Genomic DNA, 23,257 nt, shown 5'->3' with positions numbered 1-23,257 from the left:
CTTCCCTCGTCGTTCTTCCCTCGTCGCTTGTCCCTCCGTCTCACAGCCGCGCCCGCGCCCGCGACACCGCCTGCACGCTGACGTCGATCGTCTCCGCGAGCGCCTCCGCCGCGCTCAACAGCCACTCTGCGCGTTCGATCCGCGAGTCGAGGTCGCCGGGGCCGATCCGGTACGCCTCCACGAGCTCCTCGACGGTCGCGCCGCCGATCCACTCGTCGAGGATCCGGGCGGTCTTCACCGACTCCAACCACTCCTCGAAGTCGTCGGTCTCGTGCATGGCCGTGGTCAGCTCGCCCGCGTTCGCCCGGGCGAACCGGTAGATCTCGGCGCGCTCCTCGTTACCGAGGTAGGTGTCCTGCATGTCGGGGGTGTCGCAGATGACCTCGAAGACGGTGAGCGTCGTGGCGGTCGACATCCCGGCGGCGGTCCGGAGTCCGGCGACGATCCGCTCGCCGGTCTCCGGCCTGACGTACTGCTTCGAGGTGGTCTCGCCGACCGGCGTGGCGACCAGTCGGTACTCGTCGACGCCGCCGGTCTCGCGGCGGACCATCCCGGCCGCGACGAGGTCGTCGACAGCGACCGCGACGGCGTCCGCGAGGCCGCCGGCGCCGGCCTCCCGGGCGTAGAAGGTGCCCTCGAACACGCCGAGGATCTCCTCCTCCGTCTCGGCGAAGCCCGTTGCGACCGCGGAGAGGACGTGCGTCCGGAGCGACGCGGGGTCCGCGAGCGTCGACTCGACGCCCTCGGGCTCGCCCTCCACGTAGCGCTCGACGAGCTCGGCCTCGGTGTCGGCGTCGCCCACGAGAACCGCCTCGCCGTGCGGGTCGAGCCCGGGACGGCCAGCGCGGCCGCACATCTGGTGGACCTCCAGCGTCGGGAGCCACTCCATCGCCGACCCGGCGTAGCGCTTCTGGTCGCGGACGACGACGCGGCGCGCGGGGACGTTGACACCGGCGGCGAGCGTCGGCGTCGCGCAGATGCAGGCCACGTCGCGGTCGCGGAACGCTCTCTCGACGACCGAGCGGTGTCCGGAGCGGAGCCCGGCGTGGTGGAACGCCACGCCCGACCGGAGGCAGTCGGCGAGCTGTCGCCCGGTGACGGTCCCGTCGACGTCGGCGACCTCGTCTGCGGCCGCCATCGCGGCCGACTCGACCGCCATCTCCTCGGCGAGCCCGTCCTCGGCGAGCCGCTCCGCCAGCGCGACCGCCTCGGTTCGCGACCGGACGAACGCGAGACACTGGCCGCCGTCGGCGACCGTGTCCGCGACGAGCGCGGCCGTGACCTCGCTGTCGTCGGGTCCGTCGTCCCCGCCGTTTGCACCCCCCTGTTCATCCTCGACCGCGACGTCGATCGCCGTCCCGTCGTCGAACGCGACGTGCCCCCCGACGGCGACGCCGGTCCGGAGGTCGACGGGGCGCCAGTCGGACTCGACGAGCGTCGCGTCCAGCCAGTCCGCGATCGCCTCGGGGTTGTCGACGGTGGCCGAGAGCGCGACGACCTGGACCGCGGGGTTGCGGCGGCGGAGGGTCGCGAGCGTCACCTCCAGCGTCGGGCCGCGCCGCTCCGCACCGAGGAGGTGGACCTCGTCGACGACGACGCAGGCGAGCTCGTCGACCCAGGCGGCGCCGTTGCGGATCGCCGAGTCCACCTTCTCGCTGGTGGCGACGACGACGTCGTTGCCCGCGAGCGCCTCGCCGGTGGCGTCGAAGTCGCCGGTGGAGATCCCCACGTCCACGTCGGGGAGCGCGGCGAACGTCTCGTACTTCTCGCGGGCGAGCGCCCGGAGCGGGCACACGTACAGCCCGGGGCCGTCCGCGGTCAACAGCCCCAACTCGGCGACGAACGTCTTACCGGAGGCGGTGGGGATCGCGGCGACCACGTTCTCGCCCTCGCAGACGCCGGCGTCGACGGCGGCCGCCTGCGGCGGGTACAGCTCGCGGATTCCCAGACCGGCGAAGTGGTCGACGTACGGCTCGGCGAGCGGGAGGTCGCGGACGCGCATTCGGTCGTCGGTTCGGCGGGCCCGTATTTAAACAGTCGGCGGGAGAGGGTCGCGGTAGGTCTCGAGAGAAGGCTCAGGTCCGATCCGTCAGTCGTCGCCGTCGAACTCCTGGAACAGCTTCTCGAAGTCGTCGTCGTCCTCGGTCGCCGCCTCGAGGGCCTGATCCGCCCGTGACCTGAGTTCGGCGATGCGGTCGGTGAGGTCCTGGTACTCGTCGCTGTCGGCGAGTTCGGTGGCGCTCTTTTCGGACTCCAGCATCGCCTTCTTCGACGTCAGCGCGAACAGCTCCTGCAGCTCCGTGTCGTACTCCCCGCGTCGCAACAGTCCCTCGACCGTGTCCCGAAGGGTGTCGCTCGTGACCGGCTTCACGAGGTAGTCGTCGAACCCCATCTTCAGGATGTCGAAGTCGGGTTCGACGGCGGTGACCATCGCGACCCGGCAGTCGACGCCGCGCTCGCGGACCGCGGACAGCACCTCGTCGCCGGAGAGCCCGGGCATCCGCCTGTCGAGAAGTATCGCGGCGACCTCGTCGTCGACCTCCTCGATCCGCTCCAGCGCCTCCTGTCCGCCGTACGCGGTCAGAACACGATACTCGTCGCCGAGCCACGCGGCGTACAGGTCGGCCAGATCGGGTTCGTCCTCGACCACGAGGACCAGCGGCGGTTGCTCACTCATAGATTCTCGGAGCGACGACGTGTTCGCTCACACGTTTCGTCTCGACGCGGACTATATTAAAATACCTCTTCGGTCCGATTTTCCCACTCCCGGACGGCCTCAGGTCGTCGAGAGCGAGCGGCGTCGGGAGCGGACGCGCGTCACTCGTCCGGGCTGTAGTTCGGCGCCTCGTCGGTGATCATCACGTCGTGCGGGTGTCCCTCGGTCTGCCCGGCGCTGGAGACGCGGACGAACTCGGCGCGCTCGTGCAGCTCTGGGATCGTCTCCGCCCCGACGTACCCCATGCCGGAGCACATGCCGCCCGTGAGCTGGTGGAGCTCGGAGGCCAGGCTCCCCTTGTAGGGGGTCGCGGCCTCGACGCCCTCGGGGACGAACTCCTCGTCTTCGTCTTCCTCCTTGAGGTATCGGTCGCCGCCGCCGGACTTCATCGCGCCGACCGAGCCCATCCCGCGGTACTGCTTGTACTTCTTCCCCTGCATCGTGATGACGCGGCCGGGCGCCTCGTCGGTGCCGGCGAAGTACGAGCCGAGCATCACCGCGTTCGCGCCCGCGGCGAGCGCCTTGATGGCGTCACCGGAGTAGCGGATCCCGCCGTCGGCGATCACGGGAACGCCGTGTTCGGACGCGACGTCTGCGACCTCCGACACGGCGGTCATCTGCGGCATCCCCGCGCCGCTCACGACGCGCGTGGTACAGATCGACCCGGGGCCGATCCCGACCTTCAGGCCGTCGGCGAAGTCGACGGCGGCCTCGGCGGCCTCCCGCGTGCCGACGTTGCCGACGACGACGTCGGCGTCGACGGTCTCTTTGATCGCCCGCGCCGAGTCGAGCACGTTGAGGTTGTGGGCGTGGGCGCAGTCGATGAAGATCACGTCGACCTCGGCCTCGTCGGCCGCGACGGCGCGCTCTTCCTCGAACGGTCCGACGGCGACGCCCGCGAGCAGGCGCCCCCGATCGTCGCGGGCCGCGTCCTCGTGTTCGCGCCGCTGGAGGATGCCCTGCATCGTGACGAGCCCGACGAGCCGGTCGTCGCCGTCGACGATGGGGACGCGCTCGATCTTGTGGTCGTACATCAGCTCGAGCGCCCCGCGGGCGTCGACCTCCTCCGACGCGGTGATGACCTCGTCGGTCATCGCCTCGCGGACGGCGTCGTCCTCGCCGACCTCGAGGTACGGGCGGATGTCGGTGCCGGAGATGATACCGAGGACCACGTCGTCCCCGTCGACGACCGGGGCGCCGGAGACGCCCTCGCGCTCCATCAGCACGTCGGCCTCGCGGACCGTGTCGTCGGGCGAGACCGTCACGACGTCCTCGCGACGGATGACGAGCTCGTGGGCGCGCTTCACGCGCTCGACTTCGGCGGCCGTCTCCTCGACGGTCATGTTTCGGTGGAGGACGCCGAGGCCGCCCTCGCGAGCCATCGCGATCGCCAGGTCGCTCTCGGTGACGGTGTCCATCGCCGCCGAGAGGACCGGAACGGTGAGTTCGACGTGCTTCGAGACGCGCGCGGAGAGGTCGGCGTCGTCGGGCTCCACGCGGCTCTCCTTGGGTCGGAGGAGCACGTCGTCGAACGTCAGCGCTTCCGGCACGTCGAGTTTCGCCGAGAATCGACCGGAGTTGGTCTCCATATAAACCGTCGTGAGTGGCCGATAAAAAGCGTTGCGAGTCAGCACGGACGTGCACGTCGTTCTCATCCATATCCACGTTATATGCATTATCGTGGATCTTCGATGGGCGACGGCGGAGAACGGCCGCCGACGCGAGTGGCCGTCGGGGCAGATCGCCGGACCTGACCTGCAGATCGCTGGACAGTAACGAGAGATCGTCGGCCGAACGCGCGTACCGGTGTCGGATCTGCGATCGAACTCCGCGGCTGCGTGACGACTCTTCGAGTCGTGCGGACAGGTCTCACACAACCTTTAACGCGACCGAAACACGTATATTGGGTATGGACTCCGACAGTCCCGCGAATATGCGCACCGCCGGCCAGCCGATCCGCGACCTCGGCGCCTCCTTTACAGCCGGCACGCCGCGCAAATTCGCCACATGGACTCGTCGGAGCTTTGACGGCTTCGACTCCGCACGCCGGGTCCTCGGCTATCGTGGGTCGTCCGCTTCCCGCCGTCCACCCGTCGGTCAGGGTCATCGCCCCTGAATGAGCGTCTCACGTCACCCGATAGCGCTGCGTCTGGAGCGACAGGTGGGCAGCGCGACGAAGCTGCTCGCGACCGTCATGGTGCTGCCGCTGATCGACGGCATCTTCCCGGCGTTGGTCGTCGCGGGCGTGCTGTCGACGGCGACCGGCGTCGTCGAGACCGGGATCCTCATCTTCGGAGGGTCGGCCACCGCGGCCGTGATCCTCGCCGAGATGGACGGCAGCCGCCGGGAGATGGCGACCTCCGTGCTGCTGATCGGCGCGGTGATCGTCCCGCTCGCGGCGCTGGAGGCGGCGTTCGCCCCCACGTTCCGCGGATTCCTGAACCTCCCCGTCTTCGAGCGCTTCGCCGGACTGGTGATCCTCACGATCGCCGCCAAGACCGCGAGCTCGGAGATCGGCGAGTACCTCCCGAGTCCGGGTATCATCATCTCGCTCGGGCTCGTCGCGAGCTTCGAACCCGCCGGATTCGCCGTCGAGACCTCGCCGGAGTACGTGCTCGCCGGCGCCGCAGCGGCCGGCGTCGGCGTCGCGTTCGCGCTGTCGATCGCGCTGCTGTCGCCGCACCTCCGCGGCCGGGTCGACATCGACCGCTTCCGGTTCGGCTCCGCGGTCGCGCTCGGCGTGCTCGCGCTTCCGATCCTGCTCGGTCCGTTCGATCTGATGCAGACCGACGCGCCCGTTGCGCTGGCCGTGCTCGCCGTCACGACGCTGTTCGCGTACGACCCGAACGCGGGTCCGGCCGCGGGGGCCGACGACGACGCGCCGGGCGACGGTCCCGACGGCGACGATGGCGATGGGGTCGACGACGACGACGGCGACGGGGACCACCCGGTCGGCGAGGAGTCGGACGGAGCGACCCCGACTGACCCGCCGCTCGACGCCCCGCCAAGCCCGCCCGGTCCCGTCGTCGACGACGACGTGGCGGTGCTGGCCAACGGCGGCGACGGCGATCCGGCGGACGGCGCTTCCGACCCGTTCGAGGACGACGACTCCCGGGCGCCCTGGCTCTGACCGACGCTGGTGACCCGCGTGAGCCTTACGTTCGGGGACGGTCCCGCCCCGGTGTCGCCGGTGTTTTGGTGTTCCGTCGTCTACGCGGCGTATGTCAAACCGCGTCGTGCAGGGGCGGATGGTGACGCCCGAAACGCTCGCCGAGCTGGTCGAGGGCGACTCCGTTCTCGAAGCCGAGTCGATCGCCGACGCCGACCGCGACTGTCCGGAGTGCGGCGGCGACGTCATCACGGTCGGCTATATGCCGAGCGTCACCGAGTTCGTTACCGGATACAAGTGCCAGGAGTGCGACTGGAGCGACGACGACCGCTAAGCCGAGGCGCCGGCCGCGACGGCCGAGTGTCACCAGTCTCGGTGCCCCGCGCGTGGCCGCTACATCCCTCGATCGCTCGCGATCGAAACCCCTTTATCCGCGTTTCGGCAACGAACTGATGCGAGATCACGCGGGGCTGTGGCCAAGCCAGGCATGGCGACTGACTCCAGAGGCCCGCGCCCGGGACGACACTCCAGACTGATATACCGAGCGGGCGACTGATCATCGCTCGCGTTGACGACCCTCTGGAGTTCCGAGGCGCACCGGAGATATCAGTCGATCGGGGGTTCAAATCCCTCCGGCCCCATAGCGGTCTTCACTCTAACGTATCACTTCTTAGTAATAGGTATTCGACTAAAAACAGGTCCGCGACCGGAGGTGTTCTCGCGTGAGCCTCGGTCACTCGGGCTCGTTCACCGCCGAGAAGGACCGCGAGTTCTTCTGTGACACCTGCGGAGCACGCTGCACCCGGAGCATCAACGGTGACCTCGAGTACGGTCACCTCATCGGGTGCCCGGACCGGCCGGAGGCGTTCTCTTTCGGCACCTCCGACCACGTTCGGAAGTACAGTCCAGAGGACGACGCCAACGACGGGGGTGCATCCGCGTGACTGACGACGATCTCGGTCACGCGAGTACCGTCGCCGAACAGCTCCGGCTCGCTGAGGAGAACGGTAACCTCCCCGAGGAGCTCGAAGACGAGGAGGACGATCAGGAGAACAGCGAGGAGTACTGGCTGGTCTACCTCTACGACTTCGACGACCACGGCGAAATGGTGTGGACGCCGGTCGGCCTCGTCGAGGACCGCGAGACGTGGATCGACTGGTGGGAACAGGTAATCAACGGCGAGATCGACCTCCCCGACTGGTATGACGGCTGGTGGTGTGCGGATCGACCGGTCTCCGTAGGCCTACCGCGAGGTGATCAAAATGGCGGGTAGCCAGCAGAACCCCAGCTCGACGGCGCCGGGCGCCGGTCACGTCGGCCCGATCCTGTCCGCGCGCTGTACCGGGTGCGGGAAGACCTCGGAGAAGCGCACGACGGAGATCGTCGGCGAGCTGTCGAACGGGAGTTTTCAGCACGTCTGTCACACCTGCCGGCTGGTCACCTGGTGGAACGTCCTTCGCGTCCTCGAGGACGACCAGGACGACGACGAGCCCGAGCTCGTCACGGACGGCGGAGTCGATCAAGACGACGGAGAGATCGATCGCGGGAATCACGTCGCGCTCGTCTCCGGGGGCATGGACTCGGCGGTCGCGGCGCACGTCGCCGTTCGCTGGGGGCCTGCCGACCTCCTCGTCTACCTCGACACCGGAACCGGCCTCGACGCCAACCGCGAGTACGTTGAACAGTTTGCTGAAACCCTCGGCGTGCAGCTCTGGACGCTCCGGACGCAGGAGTGCTTTGAGGAGCGCGTCGAAACCGACGGCTTCCCCGGACCGGCCGAACACGGGCGGATGTACCGGAAGCTCAAGGAGCGACAGATCGGCCGGCTCGCGACGTTCTCCGGTGGCCGCGGTAACTCCTCAGACCTGCACCTGTGGACCGGCGTCCGGCGTCAGGAGTCGAAGCGTCGGATGTCGAACGTGACGCCGGAACAGGACGGTCCGCGGTGGACGTGGCACGCGCCGATCCACGACTGGAGTAAGGCCGACTGCCGCGAGTACGTCGACCGGTTCGACCTCCCGCGAAACGACCTGTGGGACGATCTCGGCCGGTCGGGTGACTGCTTCTGTGGTTGCTTCGGGTCGCCGGAGGAGAAGATCGACCTCGAAGCCGCCGGCCACGACGATCACGCTGATTGGCTTCGGAACCTCGAACGCACCGCCGACGCCGAGGACGAACGCGGCCGGTGGGCGTGGGGCGCTCTCACCGACGCCGAGGCGCGCGCCGAGCGCGTCGATGCCGGTCAGATGACGCTCTGTTCAACCTGCGGCGTTCGTCCGGACGGTGGTCGACATGAGTGATGGATCCGGAGACGAAGCCGATCGCCTCCATGGAGAGTGGAACGAGACGGGAACCCGTCGCTGGTGTGTCGACTGCGGGATCTGGGTACGCCTCGACGACTGGCAAGAGCACAAGCGCGAGCTCGCGAAGGCCGTCACCGATGGCGGTCGCGATCGATCCTCCGACGAAGACGATCGCGACGACCTCGACGTCGAGGAAGTTCGGGATGTCGTTGAGGACCCACTGTTCTGGCTCGGCGCGTTCGTTCCAGGAGAGCCTCACACCGACGAAGGAGGTCGATCCGCGTGAGCATCGACGCTCCGTCGACTCTCGACGCGTCGATCGGCTCGCTGCCCGAACCCCGCCTCGAGGACCGACACGGTCCCGAGCCCGTCGCCCACGGCGCCGCGGTTCAGGCTGTTTTCAACGACGTCGACAGGGAGCTTTCGGTTTACTCTGCCGTTCACCAGCTGTGGTACGAGGTCGTCGGCGACCGCGACGAGGAGCCGGGGATCGTCGCCGAGCTCGACGAGCGCGATCACGAGTGGCTCGACGCGCTGACCTCCGGCCGCGATTGGGTCGTGCAGCTCACCTCGAGCCGCTGGAAGGCCGGAACCGGGACCGGCGACGACTACTCCGCGTACTACAAGTACGACCTCACGCTCCGCGAGCGCGACGAGGACGGAGACCTGTATAAGACCGGTCGAGCGTGTTCGCTCCGAGTCCTCCCGCAGTTCGGGGATCTCAACTACAAGGACGGGAGCGATCTCACCCTCCAGTACGGAGAGGGCTCACTGGTCCGCTGTTCCACGACGTGGGCGGACGAGGCCGAAGAGGTCGAGGGACGGATGTTCGATCTCCTCGAGGCCGCCCTCGACGTCGATCGCGGTCGCCTCCTCGCGGACCGCGACCAGGAGTCCCGGCGGATCCAGAAGGCCGAGGCGCACCACCGGTTCGATATCGGCTGGAAGCGCCAGGTCGTCGAGACGCTCGACCGAACTCGGGAGTTGATCGCATACGGCGGCATGTCGGAGATCGACGCTCACCAGAAGCGCCAGCGCGAGGGATACCTGGAGGCGCTCGTCGACGCGGATCGGTGGCACCTCCTCGGATTCGAGCGAACGCGCTTCGATATCGAGTTGAAGTGCTACCAGGCCGCCGGGTGGGCGGAGATCCCACGCGAGGACCCGGCGCACCACCCGAAGCTCGAGGCGTCGTTCGCCGGCGTCGACGGCGACGGCGCGCTCCCGCACGTCGACGACTGGGGAGAAGTCATGTCGACGCTCCGTACCGTCGTCTCCTCACACCTCGACTGGTCCGGTGTCGGTCGCGAGGAGCTCGTGGCCGACGACTTCCAGGACGGTCCGGGCCTCCCTGAGTACCGGTACCCGCATCCGGCCGGCCGTCGAGAACAGCTCCGCGAGCGCTTCGAGGCCGTCTCGACCGAGGTGTACCGCGAGGCGCTGAAAGCGAACACGCAGGCCGTGTACGACATCCTCCAGGTCGTCGCCACCGAGAGCGGTGCGTCGTACGACACGCTCGAGGAGCGAACGGGTCTCGCCCGGTCGACGATCCGGTACCACGTCTCCCGGCTCACGGAGATCGGCGTCGTCGACAAGGTCTCGAATCCCGTCCTGGTCGTGTTCCCGAGCCTCGCCGCCCTGGAGGCCTCGAAAGAGATCCTCCGAACGATCTACCCGGACGACCAGGTCGACGACATGATGGAACGCGCCGAGGAGCGGCGAGAGCGTCGCGAGGAGCGCGACGATCCGAGCGCCGTCGGTGACGGTGACCAGGACGACAACCAGGAGGACGACGCCGGCGACGGAGATCGCGGTCGCAGCTCCGAGTGGGAGTACTTCGAGGACCTCCGTCTCGAGGCGCACCAGCTGGCGAACGCGCTCGAGAAGGAGTACCTCGACGGTGACGAGGTCCGAGTGAGGACGGATCGCCGCTCCTGGGTCGAGTAGCCCGTCGCGAGGAGCGACGTTCGACGCGGTCGACAGCGGCGCCTCCGGCTTTTTTCTCGGTCTTAACCAACATTCTCTCGACCGAGACCCATCTGATGTTGGTTAACGGGCGCGCGTCGACGCCTCCGAGCGGCGAGCGATCGCTTACTGTTTGATTCCATATAGTTGTGGGCTGGTTGTAGAAACATAATGAATCCTCATGTAAAACGCGCAAACGGGTGTTTCCAACGGGTGTTCGTCCCGAGATCGACCGTATCAGCGGTTGCGGTGCGTGGGTAGGTTAGCAGGGGACCCTACGGGTGTAGCCCCTAAGGGGGGAGACAATAACGGCCGGAGCCAGAACGGCTCCGGCCTACCGCCACGCACCGCTCCGCACGTGGAAAGTACGAGACAGACGTAGAACGCCCTCTCCCTGGAGAGAACGCGGTGTACGGTGGGGCGGGACCCCGAGAAGGTGGCTTGTCAGATACCCTTACGACGCCGACAGAGACTCCTCGACGAGCCGCCGGAACAGTCGCCGCGCCGGACCGGTCGCGACGTCGACGAGCTCTCCGAACGCGAGCGCCAGGTGGTCGCGGATCACTCCGGGAGCCGGATCGAACCATCCGAGCGCGAGCCCGGCCGCGAGGAACACGAGCGTCGCCGTCGTGTACGCCACGAACGCCGCTCCCGCGCTCGCCGCACGCGCCCCTACCGAACGGGCGCGGAGAAGATAGAACGCCACCAGGACGCACGTCGCCGCTGCTACGGCGCCGCCCTCGAGACCGAGCCGCCGGAGGAGCTCGAGGAGGAACGACATCCGCTCAGTCGTCCCCCTGATCCTCGAGGTCGAGCTGAACCTGAGTGTCCGGCGTCGACGCCTCCTCCTGGCGGACCTGGCTCCGCTGCCGCCACCAGTAGATACCCCACGCGAGGATAACAATCGCGAGCAGCGCGCCGACCTCGGCGATCACGCCCTCGAGCGGTCCGAGAACCGACCCCGGACGGATCGCCTCCAGTGCGAGGATGGAGACGATCGTCACCGACGGGATCGTCACGTAAATCGGGACGTTCGCGTCCGTCCGCCGCTGGACCTGCCACAACCCGAGGATGGTCGCGATCGCGGCGAACGTCGCTCCGATCCCACCCGCGACCGCGTCACCGAGCGCGAACACGGTCGCCCGGTAAATCTGTGCGATAAGCGACCCCGGCGTGACGATCTCCAGCGCCGCCGCTGAGACGATCGTCGACCCGACCAGGAGGATCGCGTTCCCGCGGATCCCTCGAGTGCCACCGAAGCGCCGGCCCGCGTAGAAGAGGCCGGTTACGGAGATCCCGACTGCCGGAAGCACCAGGAGCAGCGGCGCGCTCGAGCCGCCCTCTTCCGGTGGCGCCCCGCCCGTGGCCGATCCTTCCTCGTCCATCTGGCGGATCGTGTACGTCTCCGAGGAGTCGTCCGTCGTGAACGTCACCGGCGAGTTCGCGCGGTCGGAGTCGATCTCCCGGTCCTGAGTCTCGGACCACAGAACGTACCGCTCGCCGTCCTGTGCGTCGTGGTAAGTGATGTCGATCGACGCTGAGCCGGTCGTGTTCCCCTCGCGGATTTTAAACCGCGGCTCCTCGCCGTCCTCGACGACGACCTCCGCCGCGCCGGATTCCGGCTCGACGGAGAGCGGCGAGGACTCGACGGTCATGGTCGATCCGTTGTTCGCGTCCGGCGCTCGGAGGATTTGCGTCCCGCTCGAGGAGATCTCCGCGTGCGCCGAGTCGCCCGACCAGCTCTCCTCACTCGCGTAGTGGACCCGGTCGCCGAGCTCGGTCCCGTCGACGCGGAGGCCAAACATCGTATCGTCCTGGAGCTCCGAGAGCTCGACCTCCGTCGCGAGCTCGTCGCCCTCCACCGTCGGCTCGAGGATGTCCACCTCGCCGTCGTAGGTTTTGACTTTGCGGCCGTCGGCGCGTACCTGGAGGTCGGTGTCGGCGTCGACGTCGCCGAACTCCACCTCGAGGTCGGTCCCGTCGAGCTCGTAGTCGGGCGGTGACTGCCACTCCCCGTCGTCGGTGCGGTACTCGACGTCGGAGATCTCCACCACGTCCTCGTCGAACGTGAGGACCGCGTTCGCGTCCGCGGTCTCGGCCGGATACGTGTGATTGACGTTTAACGTCTCCGTCCAACTGGTCGCCTCGACATCGACCTCTCGAGTGGTGCCGGACGCGTCGTGCGAGTATTCGAAGCCGGCTAGCGACTCCGGCCCGGTCTCCGGTGAGGACGTCGTCACGTTGACCGTGTTCGTGCCGTTCTCGAGCCAACCCTCATTACCCGCGAGCGACTCGGTCTCACCGTCCTCGAGCGTGCCGTCGTGGGTCGTCTCGTGGCCGTTGACTTCCACGACGGGATCGCGCGTCTCGGTCACCTCCGTCCACGAGACCGAGGTGTCAACCTCACCCGACGTCGAGATATCAGCCGACTGTGAGCCGTCTGATAAATCAATAGACCCGGCATCAACTGTCTCCCCGTCCTCAATCATACCGTCGTGAGAGACTGTCTCGCCGTCGATTGTTACCGACGGATCCTCTGTCACCGTCGTTTCGTCCCACGCCAGATCGTAACTCAGTCCGTCCTCCTTCCCCGAATAACTCGCATCGACCGAATTCGATCCTTCGGAGAGATCGACTGATTCGGTCACCTCCTCGTCGAGCGTTCCGTCATGGGTCACCGTTTCCGATCCCACGTCGACCTCGACGTCCTCGACGCCCGTCCGCTCGGTCCATGATAGATCGGCGTCGAGCGTTTGCGGATCTGACTCAAACTCGACCGTCGTCCCATCCGTTAGATCGATGCTCTCCGTCGAGCCCGGATCCACCGTCGTCGTGCCTCCGTCGTGCGACACATCAACCGGTTCGGGATTGTTCGTTAGCTCAAGCTCTGAGCGCTCTCCATCACCATCAATATCTTCGGTGCTGATGGCTGCTAAGTCCCTACCCGATGTCTCGTCGATTTTTAGAGTCACCTCCGACTTATCCGACACATCCATATCAATGTCCGACGCGGTTGTCGTCTCGAACGTTCCAGAATCCCCGGTTTGCGTGTCCGTCGCGACGACTTCACCGTCGATAGACAACTCCAAATCAGCGTAGTTGACCTCGTTGTTATTCTCTCCAGTCCATGTGAAGCTCAGTTCGTCGATTTCGTCAATATCACTCACATCGACCGTTTCCTCATGCGCTCCGTTGCCGTCAGCTCCAATCTCTGTTTTTTCCTCAGGAGTGATCGAAGTCGAACCACCCGACGCCTCGATGCTCACCTCCTCGTCGGTCGGGTCATGGGTGCCACCGATAGACACCGTTTCGCTCACCGTCGTGCCGGTTCCCGAGACGGTGGTCGACTCACTCGACTCGTCGAGTTCCTCCGGCGGCTCCAGGGTGATCTCCTCGTCTGACGGATCGGCGTTCCCACCGACGTCGGCGGTATCCGATCCGCCGTCGGAGATGGTCCCCGAGACTGAGTCGGAGCCGCTCGTTGTTTCTGTTCCAGTGAACTCGACCTGTCCATCGCGCGGATCGGTCGTTCCTCCGACGTCGAGCGACAGAGACTCCTCATCGGATAACACGCCGGATGTCGATGCCGATTCGGTGTTTTCCACGCCCGTCACATTGATCTCCGGCTCGGTCGTCCCGTCGAGGTCGGCGAGCTCGTACTCGTAGTTTGACCCATCTCCGGCCGAGTCTCCGCTCAGTTCGATCCCTCCGGAGAAGGTCACCGAGTTGTCAGAGAACTCCGGCACGTTGAACTTGCTGACGCCGTCGCCGGGTTCGATCGCCGACTGCCACTCTTCGCCGGACTCGTGGACTCCGTACGCCACGTCGGGTTTGTAGCCGACGCCGTCCTCGAGGACGTCGGTGTCGACGGCCACGTCGCGGCCGTCGTGGACCTCGTCGTCTGAGAGGACGATCGCCACGTCGTCGTCCTCGGAGATTACGCTCCCGTTCTCGAGGTGGTCCTCCGCGCGCTCGGGCGTCGTGACCGTGACCTCGAGCGTGTCCGCGTGGTCGCTGGCGTATACTGCGCCCTCGAGGTCGTCCGCGCGGATGGGTGCGTCTGAGTCGTCGGGGAGATCCTCGTGGACCTGTTCGTCTCCGAGCGCGACCATGCCGTCAGGTCCGCTCTGTGCCGTGGCGGGCGCGACCGCGGCGCCCACTATCAATGCCGTCATGAGCGACGCGAAGAGCGCCGCGAGTAGTAGTTTGGAACGTGTCATGTCGCACCTCGGTCGCCGCGAACAGCACCGCTAATCAGGGGGGTGGGGGGGTGGTCGCCGTAGCAGTTCAAGATACGCGCGCGTACGGAGCCGCGAAGATCCGAGCTCCGAACGGACGTATCAGCGCGTGGAGGCGTGGATCCGCGTTCCGAACCCACCCCTCGCGAGCTTTTGTTCGATCTTTTCGAGATCTCGCTCGAGCGCGAGCTCGTCGACGATCCGATCATAGCCCCACCGCCTCCAGGTCGAAATCGATCGAAACCTCCGCGTCGAGGCGCGCCTGCCCCTTCACGTTCGGCCAGGAGATCGACGCGTAGTTGTTCGTGTTCCACGCCATCGCCTCGCCCGTGTCCATCTGGTTCGTGTATTTTTTCGTCGGGATCGGACACGACTTCTCGCCCGGCAGCGACTTCCCGATCGGCGGGTCCGTCTCCGCCATCGTGACCCACCAGCGCTGTTTTGCTCTAAAGAAGTGCGTCACCTCCGAGAGAGCGTGCGCGTACGTGAACACCGAGACGCCGTTCTTACGGGCGTCTGCGAAGTCCTTAGCGAACTTCCGGATCTTCTGATACTCGTCGTGTTCGTCCTTCTCGGCGTCGGGGTCGAACAGGTTCCCCGCCTCGTCGAAAAAGATCGACGTCCAGTGGTTGAACTCGGAGAACTTGATGCGCGCCTGGACGAACGCGAACCACCACTGGTCGGCCGGCGTCGGACTCGACGGACCCGGCTCTCCGACCGGTGTCACCCGGTCCGGTCCGTGGAACGCGTGTCGGCTCGCCTCCTCACACCCGCGGTGTAGCGGGTCGGGGAACACGACGTAGAACTGTCCCTCGAGGAGCTGCCCGAGGAGGTCGCGCGGCGATTCGTACCGGACGACGTCGCGGCAGATGTCCTCGAGGCCGACCGAGAACGGTGCGACCTCCGGCGACTCCGGGACGATCCGGACGTCGATCGGGATACCGGCCGGAACGGCGATCGTCGTCCACGGCGCGAGCGTGAGCCACTCCGAGCGCTCGTTCGTCCCCGAGTCGTCGAGCGTGTCCGCCAGGAGCACGGTCTCGTTGTTGAGCTGCTGGAGCCACGCGATCGTCGACTGCATCAGCGTCGACTTTCCGGAGCCGGGCGCGCCGTGTGCGAGGTAGTCCGACCCGCCAGCCGTCCACGCGTCGAGCGTGCGCGACCCGCTCGCGTTCCAACCCGTGCGATCGCCCGTGTCGTCCGCGATCCACTCGAGCGCCTTCGCTCGCGGGAGTGGGTACCGCTCGAGCGCCTCGTGGCTCGGGTGCGGGTCGTTCGGGTCGTACTCGACCTCGCCGACCAGCTGCTCGAGGAGTTGAATCTCCCGCTCTTTTAAATGAATGAGTGGCGTCGCCCACGCGCTCGGGAACGTCGCGACGTTCTGTCCTCGGTCCTCACAGAGTGCGAGGTATTTGTGGAACGGCGCCATTGAGAGCGACTGATAGATGTTCTCGCCGTCGTTGTGGTTCGGCGCCGTCGGGTCGCCGAGCGCCTGTGCGCTCGTCTCGTGGGTGTCGAACACCCGAGCCATTTGCTCGCGAATCTCGCGCTCCGTCGAAACCTCCTGGATGTACTGTGTTTTGCTCATGTACTGGGGTACGTAACTGCCGAGTGGTCCGTCGTCTCACCGCCGGAGATCGCCTCGCCGGCGCGGTCCGCCACCTGTTCGATCGCCGTGTTGAACGCCGGGAGGAACTCCGTCGCGAGGAACGACTCGCGGAAAAACCGCGCCGCTCTGTCGTCCCGGTGGATGAACAGCTGCCGGAGCGGGCGCTCCGACCAGAACGCCGCCGCGAGGTCCTCGTCGAGCTCGCCGTAGCTCGCGTGGATCGCGACCGGGATCCACGTCTCCACGATATCCTCGAGGCCGCCGAACCCGTCGAGCCCGTGCGTCACGACCCACCGTTGCCGGTTGGCCGTCTCCTCGAGCCCGGGCCGCATCGCCGGCGCCTCCTGGTCGTCGACGTCGATGTACGTCGGATCGTCCGCGTCGTCGTCGTCCGCGTACTCCACCGCGCTCCAGCGTACGCGCCGGAGAGCGTCCTGGCACGCCGGAACGAGGTCGCGAGACGCCACCGCGAGGCGCCACTCGCGCGCCCTCTCGTACGACAGGAGCACGTCCTCGTCGATCCACCGACGCCGCTCCTCCTCCACGACCAGGAGCGAGGAGAGCTCCGAGAGCGACATCAACCGGTCGACGTGCCACTCCGGGGGGAGTTGCCCGAGCGTCGCCACAGTCGCCTCGTGCGACCACAGAAGGACGTCCCGCCGGCTCGAGAAGCCAGAGAGCCACGAGGAGATAAGCTCGCGCTGGTCGCGCGCTAGCGTCTCCAGCGCCGGCCGCGTCGGGTTTTCGACCCGCAGCGGCTCGAGTGTCGACTCACGCGACGCGGGTGCGTCGTCGCCGACGTCGTCCTCGACCTCGGCGAAGTCGAACGCGATCGTCTCAGTCATCGGCCGACGCACCTCCCGAGACACCGTCCTTCTCGAGGACGTCCTCCAGGTCGACCTCGCCGCTCTCCAGGTTCGCCATGACCTCGTCGAACTTCGAGAGCTCGGACTCCTCGCGCGCCGCCTTCCGCTCGGCGACGTTCGACCCGCGCTCCTCGAAGTACTTTTGCTTGAAGAACTGGCGATCGGCGAGCTTCTCGAGCTCCTCTCCCGCGGTGATCATCTGGACCAGGACGCTCCCGAACGCGCCGGGAGCAGCGTTGACCTCACACGTCCCTTTGACGGGTCGCGCGACGTACATCGCCGCCGGCACGACCGCCACCGCGGCGCCGAGGAGGCCGGTGGAAAAGCCGACCTCTCCGACCAGGTAGCCGGCCGAGACGATCGCGGCGCCGGCGAAGAGCTCGGCCCACGCCACGCCCTCGAGATAAATCGCGAGGCGGTCGATCGTCCCCGCGTCGTTCGGGATCTCCGCCTGGTCCGGCCAGCGGTAGAGGTGGTCGATCGACCAGCCCTCCCGTTCGAAGGAGATCGGGTCGTCGTCGAACGGGTCGGTAAAGACCACCTCGTCGGTCGAGCCGCGGCCGTCGTAAGTCACCGAGGGCTCGTCGCCGATGTCCCACTCCGGGATCGCGCCTCGCGTCCGGGCGAGGTACGCGCCAATGCCCTCGAGGACGACGCCCTCCTTTTTCTCGCGACCGGCGCCGCCGACCTCCGCGAGCGGGAAGCTGTTCACGGCGATCGGGAACGACCCCGAGCCGTCCTCTTTGACGTCCGGGTCCGTGAGGTCGAGGTCGATGACTGTCACCTTCCGCGTCTCGTCTCCCCACCAGGTGACGGCCGCGACGACCGTCACGAACGCGACCGGTGGGATGAGGATCCACGGCGCCTCCGCGACCGTGTTGAGGACGCGCTGGAAGCCGACCGCGACCGTGAGGAACGCGATCGGGACGAACGCGGCGCCGTAGAGCCACAGGGGATAACCGGGTCCGGCGCCGGCGTTCCGGTGGAGCTGGCGGGCGACGTAGAGACTCGCGAGGATGGTTATCAGCGCGCCGCCGAGTGCGGCCGCGATCCACATCGCGAGGTCGCTCCGCGTGTCGACCGCGACCGGTTCGGCGGTCCGCGAGGTATGGACGTCGAACGTCCACGTCGCCTCTCCCTCGGAGCCCTCGACGAACATGGTCACCTTCCGCGGCTCGTCGTACGACGGCTTCAGTTCGATCTCCTCTTCGGCGTAGGAGGTGGGAATCTCGACGCTCGTCTTCCGTACCTCCTGGTCGACGGCCGCCGGCTCCTCGCGGACGTTCCCGTCCTCGTCCTCGGCCTCAACCTCTCCCGGCGACCAGTAAACGAGGGTGACGTCGAGGTCCTCGCCGCTCGAGCCCCACCCGAACGCGCCACCGAGGTAGATCGACGTCCGTTCGATCGTCGCCCCGGGCTCGAGGTAGCTCCACGTCGACGATTCGCTCGCGGAGCCGGCAATCCCCGTCGGGACGTACCGGACCCACAGTGAGCCCGCGTCGCCCCACTGTCGCGTCGACGCCTGCCCCGACTCCGACGCACGAACGCCGGCGTTGTCGAGCTCGTCGAGGGAGTACGGGCCCGCATCCTCGACCTCCGTCACGTTCGACCCGTTCTCTCCGTCCTGTGCGACCGCCATACCCGACGCTCCCGCGACCGCCAGGAGCGCGAGGACGGCCACCGTCGCGACGACCACACCGCGGGAGCGTCCCGACATGGTTAGTTGGTGAGTGCCGTCGACGTCGCCATGATCGCGACGACCAGGAGCGTCGCGCCGACGACGCCGAGCTCGAGGTAGCCGCCGAAGCCCGCCACCGCGATCCCTCCGAGGAGCAGCTGCGTCACCCCGCCAGGGAACATCGCGACGACGTCACCGACGACGCCGAGGAGTCCCGCCAGCTCGGCGATCGCGATCGCCATCGCGAGGACAGCGCCCGAGACGAACGCGACGACGGTCTGAGACGTGTCTCGAGTCGCCTCAGGCGCGTTCGCTCCGGTCTCCCGATAGTTCCGCACCCATAGCGCCGCGACCGTCACGACGCCGCCGGCCGCGACCAGTAGTGCCACCAGGAGGAGCGCTCCTCCAGGCATCATGTCGATACCTCACTCTCTCGACCCCCACCCGCATGCGGGGGGTTCCTTCCGTCGATTCGTTCCGTGTCTGAGTGTGTCATAATCTCTCTGATAGTTCTCGTTTCGACCGTTTCGCGAGTCGGTACAACGTGAATGCCGCGAGGAAGAGCGATATGGCAGTGAACGCCAGCTCAATCTCCGCGGCCGGTAGCCACGCGACGTGTGGAGCGGCCGAGAGGAGCCTCGACAGGAGAAGGTACACGAGCCCGCTCTGGTCGAGGAGGACCCCGAACAGTGCGAACGCGACCTCTCCGCCGTTGATGAGGAGGTCCGCGCCGACCGCGAACGTCCCTCCGGCTCCTCCGGCGATCGCTCCGTCTCTGAAGCTCATGTGATAATCACCACCAGTCGGTAGAGGCTCCACGCGATCGCGCCGGCGATCGCCGCCGTTACGGCGAACGTGAGCGCGGCCACGAGCGGCGCGAACGGTCCAGCCGACGCCGCGAGGTCGCCCGACAGTTCGATCGGGAGCGTGACCAGCGTGGCCGCCGTCGACCACAGCAACCCGACGTCGCCCGTCACCGCACCGCCAGCGGTCGCGAGCGCCGACCGGACCGACATCCAAATGTCGACCCCTGTCGCGATCGCGAACGTCACGACCGAGAGGACCGACCCGACCAGGACCGAGAGCACGATCTCCCGGATGTAACCGGTCGGATCCGAGAGGAGCGACGTCGTCTCGCCGCCGTACTCAGCGTCCTCGTCGTACTCTGCCGGTTCGGGAGCTCCTGATCTACTCACAGGAGATCACCCTGACACCGCAGTCACTCGCCGGCGACACGGTACACCCCCCAAATGACCAGTGAGACGCTCGTAACCGACAGAACCACCGCGAGCGGAAACGCGAATGGTCCCGTGGACTCGAGGCTGGCAGCGCCGACCTCGAATGCTCTCACGACCTCCGACTCGCCGGTCGTGAACGGCGCCGACAAGAACCCCGCGAGTCCCTGAAAGGCCGAGTCTACGTACGCCAGCACGCCGCTCACGGCAAAGTTGAACGCGTCCGCCACGAAGATCACGAATCCCGTGAGGAACGCGCCGGCGCTGGCGCTGACGAGGTCGCCCCACTGAATGGAGCCGTCGTCGACGTAGTCGCTCTCGGACGGCGCGGAATCGCCACCTCCGCCAGCAGCCTGAGACATGGCAGATTAGTCTCTCTCCTGCCAGAGTTGGGTCGGCGAGACCGATATCCTGCGGAGGAACAACAGGAACAGGTACACGCCGGCGAGAGAGACACCGACCGCAACCGGGAACGCGAGCGGTCCGAGGAGCGCTGCGGTCCCGGATGTGAACGACCTCGCCGCCGTCGCCGCACCAGCGTCATTGATGATTACCGGTGCCCCGAGCGTTCCGCCGATGAACGTCGCGAGACCGTCCGTGAACGCCGTCACCGGCGCAAGCAACGTCCCGGGTATCCCGATGATAACCTCGACGAGCGTAATCGCGAGCGCACTCGCACCGCCGCCGAAGACTACCATCCGAGTGTAGTCGACGACGCCGTCCTCCTCCACGCCGGCGGCGCCGTCGTCCACGATCTCTTCTGCGTCGGCCGACATCAGTCACCTCCGACGGCGTTCGCGGCGCGTCGTCGGGCGAGCGCGATCGCTCCGACCGCGCCCGTCCCGAGCGCCACCGCCCACGCCCACAGGTTGCTCATGATGCCGCCGCCACCGCCGCCGAGCGCCGGCGCTCCGCCACCGCCGCCCGTCGACGTCACCATCGGCTCGATGATGTCCTCGTCCTCGGTGATCACGTAGTGGACGCCGATCCGGTCGCCGGACTCGACCGTCGAGGAGACCGTTACCTCCTCGTCCATGTCCGCGTCGAACTCACTGGTGGCGTCCGTCCAGTCCGTGTCGTCGATGTCGTCGAGCGTCGGGATCTCTCCGAGGTCGTGTGCGTACTCGACCGTGTCGTACGCGTCCTCCGGGTGCCGGACCTCGTCGACGAGCTCGCCCGGCTCCGACACCTCGACGTCGTAGAGGCCGCCCGGGAGCTCCAGGCCGCCGACCATGGTGTACCGGAGGTCGTAGTCTCCGCGTTCGATCTCCTCGGTCTCGACCTGCCAGTGCGACCGCGGCGACTCCGACGCCCGCACCTCGACGTGGTACTCTACCTCCGCGATCGTCGCGTCGCCCCACTCCTCGAGGAGGCTCTCCAGCGACACGATCCCCGTCCGACCGCTCGGCTCGACGAGCGTCTCCTCGACGACCTCCTCCTCGTCCTCGTCGAACGTCTCGCGCGTCCCGAACGACCACTCGGAGTCGAGCTCGAGGTTCATGCCGTGGATGGTGAGCTCCGCGTTCGCCTCCTCGACCTCGACGACGATCTCCTCGAGCGTGTCGAGGTCCTCGCCGCCGTCGAACTCGCCGAGCTGCGTTTGGAACACGATCCCCGACCCCTGTTCGGTGGCGATCACGTCGTCGTCCGCGGAGTCCGCGTCCGCGTCGATCGTGGCCGTGACCGACTCCCCATTGGAGTCCACGACGTCGAAGGAGACGACCGCGTCCGCCTCGAGGTCGTCGACGTCGAGCACGAGCTGGAGCATCTTCCGCTCCTCGCCGGAGTCGATCTCCGAGTCGAGGTCCGTGAGAGAGAACGTCGCGGTCGCGACGTCTCCCGAGCCCTGGTCCGAGGTCGACACCGAGAGCGCGTCGTCGTCGTCCTCGACAGTGATCGACCCGTCCGTGTCCGCCTCGTCGGTCGACCACTCGTCGGCGTCGAGCGCGGAGACGTCCTCCTCCTCGTCGTCCGAGTTGGTCCGCGTGGCGTCACGCGGGAACGCCCGGTATTCGTCCGAGTCGATGTCGCGAGCGTTGAACCGCACCGGGTTGTGCGTCTCCTCCTCGTCGTCCGGCTCCGGCTCGAGGACGGCGCCGAACTCGTCGGTGAGGCTCTTTACCTCGCCGTCGTTGTTGACGTAGTCGAGCTCGCCCATGTCGGAGGTGTGCTCCTCCACGGAGAGCTCGACGTCGACGAGCTTCAGCACCGGAGTGTACTCACTGTCGAAGTCGGGGATCTGGTCCCCGTCCTCCTGTGCCGCTGCCGTTCCCGCTCCGGCCGCCGTCGCCGCTGCGGCGCCGACTCCCGCGATGAATACGCGTCGGCTCACCTGTGAGTCGACGTCGATCCGTGGTTCGTCCGCCTGTGCGTCGCTACCGCTCTGTGTTTCGCTCATGTTGTTCTGAGAATCGGGCTGTACGCCGCCCGCGGCGTGGTCGTAGGTCTCTCTGAGGTCCTCGACGTAGGACCGGAACGCGTCGCCGACGACGATCCCGTCCGGGTCCCACCGGGTCACCGGCCGGCCCCCGCTTCCGCGCCTCGGTGGCGCACGTCGAAGTCCTCGACGGGGAACCCCGCCTCCTCGAGCGCGTCGAGCGCGTGGTCGCGTTCAGTCTCTGAAAAGGCGGGACCGAACTCGATGCTCAGTCCCGACGCCGCCTCGGCCTCGGCCGGCTCGCTCACGCCGCTCCTCCCTCTGAGACGTGTCTGTAGTCGGTCCACCTCGGCCGCTCGTCGGTTGTGGACTCCGTCCCGGAGTCCGCCGTGTCGTCGGTCATACCTGTCACCGGCCCGGCACGCGGGCCGATGAGAAGACCAGCCGTCGAGACGCTGATAAAAAACCAGAACCCAGCCCGCGAAAGCTACTTACTCGGAGAATCTCAATATAGAGTCAATCGTAGGTTTTGGAATGGATCGCTACTTGTTCTACGCGGGCGTAGTACTCGCGGTTGTCTGTGGTTCAATCGTTGCTATCGGTATTTTAGTCTATTTTGTGTTCGGCATGCTTCCGTATCTCTCTTTGATTTGATTTCACGCGAACCCCGCCTCCTCGAAGGCCTCGTTTACGACCTCCGGCGTCGGCGCGTTCAGGTACGGTTCGATCGCCTGGAAGGAGTCCCACCCGCCGACCGTCATGACAACGCGCGGATTCATCTGCCGATCGACGAGGAGTCGCTGTGCGAACCGACGGCGGAGATCGTGGCTCGAGACGTGTCGAAAGTCGCCGTCACCGGTCGCCTCGGCCGCGCGCTCGGCCGTGCGTTTGACTGCCGCCCGGACGCCACTCGTCGAGAGGTCAACGATCGGCTTGTTGCGCCCGATCTCCTCGCTCCGCACGTACCGGTGGATGTCGCCCTCGACGTCGCGCGGGAGGAACGCGTCGCGAGGCTTCCCGCCGCCGCCGGTCGTGTCCTTTCCCTCGGGGACGCGGAGACGGAAGTGGTCGCCGTCCGACGTCCGTTTCACGTGCTTCGGGCACACCTGCGGGATCTCGAAGGCGCGGAGGCCGACGTACCCCCCGAGCTGGATAATCAGA

The 23,257-nt window shown here is 67.1% G+C and carries 23 protein-coding genes and 1 tRNA gene; 8 read left to right on the top strand and 16 right to left on the bottom strand.

What is annotated here, in order from left to right; all coding sequences use genetic code 11:
* Positions 1-40: 40 nt before the first annotated feature.
* From U4E84_RS09700 to guaB, 3 genes are all read right to left on the bottom strand, one after another.
* Positions 41-2,002 (bottom strand): DEAD/DEAH box helicase, encoded by a 1,962-nt coding sequence (locus U4E84_RS09700; RefSeq protein WP_322531895.1) that lies wholly within the window; start codon positions 2,000-2,002, stop codon positions 41-43.
* A gap of 87 nt (positions 2,003-2,089) precedes the next feature.
* Positions 2,090-2,677, bottom strand: coding sequence for a HalX domain-containing protein (locus U4E84_RS09695; RefSeq protein WP_322531894.1), 588 nt, complete (start codon positions 2,675-2,677; stop codon positions 2,090-2,092).
* A 140-nt stretch (positions 2,678-2,817) separates the two neighbouring features.
* On the bottom strand, positions 2,818-4,305 hold the full coding sequence (gene guaB / locus U4E84_RS09690) for an IMP dehydrogenase (protein WP_322531893.1): 1,488 nt from the start codon (positions 4,303-4,305) through the stop codon (positions 2,818-2,820).
* Between the two features lie 527 nt (positions 4,306-4,832).
* Between guaB and U4E84_RS09685 the strand changes: the two genes are divergently transcribed.
* The 8 genes from U4E84_RS09685 to U4E84_RS09650 all read left to right on the top strand — a co-directional run bounded on the left by U4E84_RS09685 (position 4,833) and on the right by U4E84_RS09650 (position 10,075).
* Positions 4,833-5,846 (top strand): DUF5794 domain-containing protein, encoded by a 1,014-nt coding sequence (locus tag U4E84_RS09685; RefSeq protein WP_322531892.1) that lies wholly within the window; start codon positions 4,833-4,835, stop codon positions 5,844-5,846.
* A gap of 91 nt (positions 5,847-5,937) precedes the next feature.
* Positions 5,938-6,159, top strand: a complete 222-nt coding sequence (locus U4E84_RS09680; protein ID WP_322531891.1) for a DUF5795 family protein — start codon at positions 5,938-5,940, stop codon at positions 6,157-6,159.
* Between the two features lie 132 nt (positions 6,160-6,291).
* Positions 6,292-6,466 (top strand) — tRNA-Trp (locus tag U4E84_RS09675).
* 81 nt (positions 6,467-6,547) lie between these two features.
* Positions 6,548-6,769 (top strand): hypothetical protein, encoded by a 222-nt coding sequence (locus U4E84_RS09670; protein WP_322531890.1) that lies wholly within the window; start codon positions 6,548-6,550, stop codon positions 6,767-6,769.
* Positions 6,766-7,098, top strand: a complete 333-nt coding sequence (locus U4E84_RS09665; protein WP_322531889.1) for a hypothetical protein — start codon at positions 6,766-6,768, stop codon at positions 7,096-7,098. Before U4E84_RS09670 ends, U4E84_RS09665 begins: the two co-directional genes overlap by 4 nt.
* Positions 7,088-8,125 carry a phosphoadenosine phosphosulfate reductase family protein gene (locus U4E84_RS09660; RefSeq protein ID WP_322531888.1) on the top strand — a complete coding sequence of 346 codons (1,038 nt, stop codon included), beginning with the start codon at positions 7,088-7,090 and terminating at the stop codon, positions 8,123-8,125. The genes U4E84_RS09665 and U4E84_RS09660 overlap by 11 nt, the downstream gene beginning before the upstream one ends.
* Entirely contained in the window at positions 8,118-8,414 is a 297-nt protein-coding gene (locus tag U4E84_RS09655) for a hypothetical protein (protein WP_322531887.1), read from the top strand. The genes U4E84_RS09660 and U4E84_RS09655 overlap by 8 nt, the downstream gene beginning before the upstream one ends.
* Positions 8,411-10,075 carry a winged helix-turn-helix domain-containing protein gene (locus U4E84_RS09650; RefSeq protein ID WP_322531886.1) on the top strand — a complete coding sequence of 555 codons (1,665 nt, stop codon included), beginning with the start codon at positions 8,411-8,413 and terminating at the stop codon, positions 10,073-10,075. Before U4E84_RS09655 ends, U4E84_RS09650 begins: the two co-directional genes overlap by 4 nt.
* A gap of 472 nt (positions 10,076-10,547) precedes the next feature.
* Here U4E84_RS09650 and U4E84_RS09645 read toward each other — a convergent pair whose 3' ends face one another.
* From U4E84_RS09645 to U4E84_RS09585, 13 genes are all read right to left on the bottom strand, one after another.
* Positions 10,548-10,874, bottom strand: a complete 327-nt coding sequence (locus tag U4E84_RS09645) for a hypothetical protein (RefSeq protein WP_322531885.1) — start codon at positions 10,872-10,874, stop codon at positions 10,548-10,550.
* Between the two features lie 4 nt (positions 10,875-10,878).
* A complete protein-coding gene (locus U4E84_RS09640; protein WP_322531884.1) occupies positions 10,879-14,313 on the bottom strand; it encodes a hypothetical protein in 3,435 nt (1,144 codons plus the stop codon).
* Between the two features lie 223 nt (positions 14,314-14,536).
* Positions 14,537-15,919, bottom strand: a complete 1,383-nt coding sequence (locus U4E84_RS09635; protein ID WP_322531883.1) for a hypothetical protein — start codon at positions 15,917-15,919, stop codon at positions 14,537-14,539.
* Positions 15,916-16,785 carry a hypothetical protein gene (locus U4E84_RS09630; RefSeq protein WP_322531882.1) on the bottom strand — a complete coding sequence of 290 codons (870 nt, stop codon included), beginning with the start codon at positions 16,783-16,785 and terminating at the stop codon, positions 15,916-15,918. The genes U4E84_RS09635 and U4E84_RS09630 overlap by 4 nt, the downstream gene beginning before the upstream one ends.
* The gene (locus U4E84_RS09625) at positions 16,778-18,502 is read right to left on the bottom strand and encodes a hypothetical protein (RefSeq protein WP_322531881.1); all 1,725 of its coding nucleotides are present in this window, start codon (positions 18,500-18,502) and stop codon (positions 16,778-16,780) included. Before U4E84_RS09625 ends, U4E84_RS09630 begins: the two co-directional genes overlap by 8 nt.
* A 23-nt stretch (positions 18,503-18,525) precedes the next feature.
* Entirely contained in the window at positions 18,526-18,900 is a 375-nt protein-coding gene (locus tag U4E84_RS09620; protein WP_322531880.1) for a hypothetical protein, read from the bottom strand.
* A 76-nt stretch (positions 18,901-18,976) separates the two neighbouring features.
* Entirely contained in the window at positions 18,977-19,270 is a 294-nt protein-coding gene (locus U4E84_RS09615; protein WP_322531879.1) for a hypothetical protein, read from the bottom strand.
* The gene (locus U4E84_RS09610; RefSeq protein WP_322531878.1) at positions 19,267-19,680 is read right to left on the bottom strand and encodes a hypothetical protein; all 414 of its coding nucleotides are present in this window, start codon (positions 19,678-19,680) and stop codon (positions 19,267-19,269) included. Before U4E84_RS09610 ends, U4E84_RS09615 begins: the two co-directional genes overlap by 4 nt.
* Positions 19,681-19,703: 23 nt before the next feature.
* The gene (locus tag U4E84_RS09605) at positions 19,704-20,081 is read right to left on the bottom strand and encodes a hypothetical protein (protein ID WP_322531877.1); all 378 of its coding nucleotides are present in this window, start codon (positions 20,079-20,081) and stop codon (positions 19,704-19,706) included.
* A gap of 6 nt (positions 20,082-20,087) precedes the next feature.
* Positions 20,088-20,495 (bottom strand): hypothetical protein, encoded by a 408-nt coding sequence (locus U4E84_RS09600; protein WP_322531876.1) that lies wholly within the window; start codon positions 20,493-20,495, stop codon positions 20,088-20,090.
* Positions 20,495-22,237, bottom strand: a complete 1,743-nt coding sequence (locus U4E84_RS09595; protein ID WP_322531875.1) for a hypothetical protein — start codon at positions 22,235-22,237, stop codon at positions 20,495-20,497. Before U4E84_RS09595 ends, U4E84_RS09600 begins: the two co-directional genes overlap by 1 nt.
* Entirely contained in the window at positions 22,234-22,404 is a 171-nt protein-coding gene (locus tag U4E84_RS09590; RefSeq protein ID WP_322531874.1) for a hypothetical protein, read from the bottom strand. Before U4E84_RS09590 ends, U4E84_RS09595 begins: the two co-directional genes overlap by 4 nt.
* Before the next feature lie 348 nt (positions 22,405-22,752).
* Positions 22,753-23,257, bottom strand: a 505-nt coding sequence (locus U4E84_RS09585) for a site-specific integrase (protein WP_322531873.1), incomplete at its 5' end; no start/stop codon positions are given.

The sequence above is a fragment of the Halorubrum sp. AD140 genome (genome assembly GCF_034497445.1).
GTDB lineage: Archaea > Halobacteriota > Halobacteria > Halobacteriales > Haloferacaceae > Halorubrum.
Note: the sequence above shows the minus strand (reverse complement) of the source record. Positions and strands in the feature narration are given on the sequence as shown.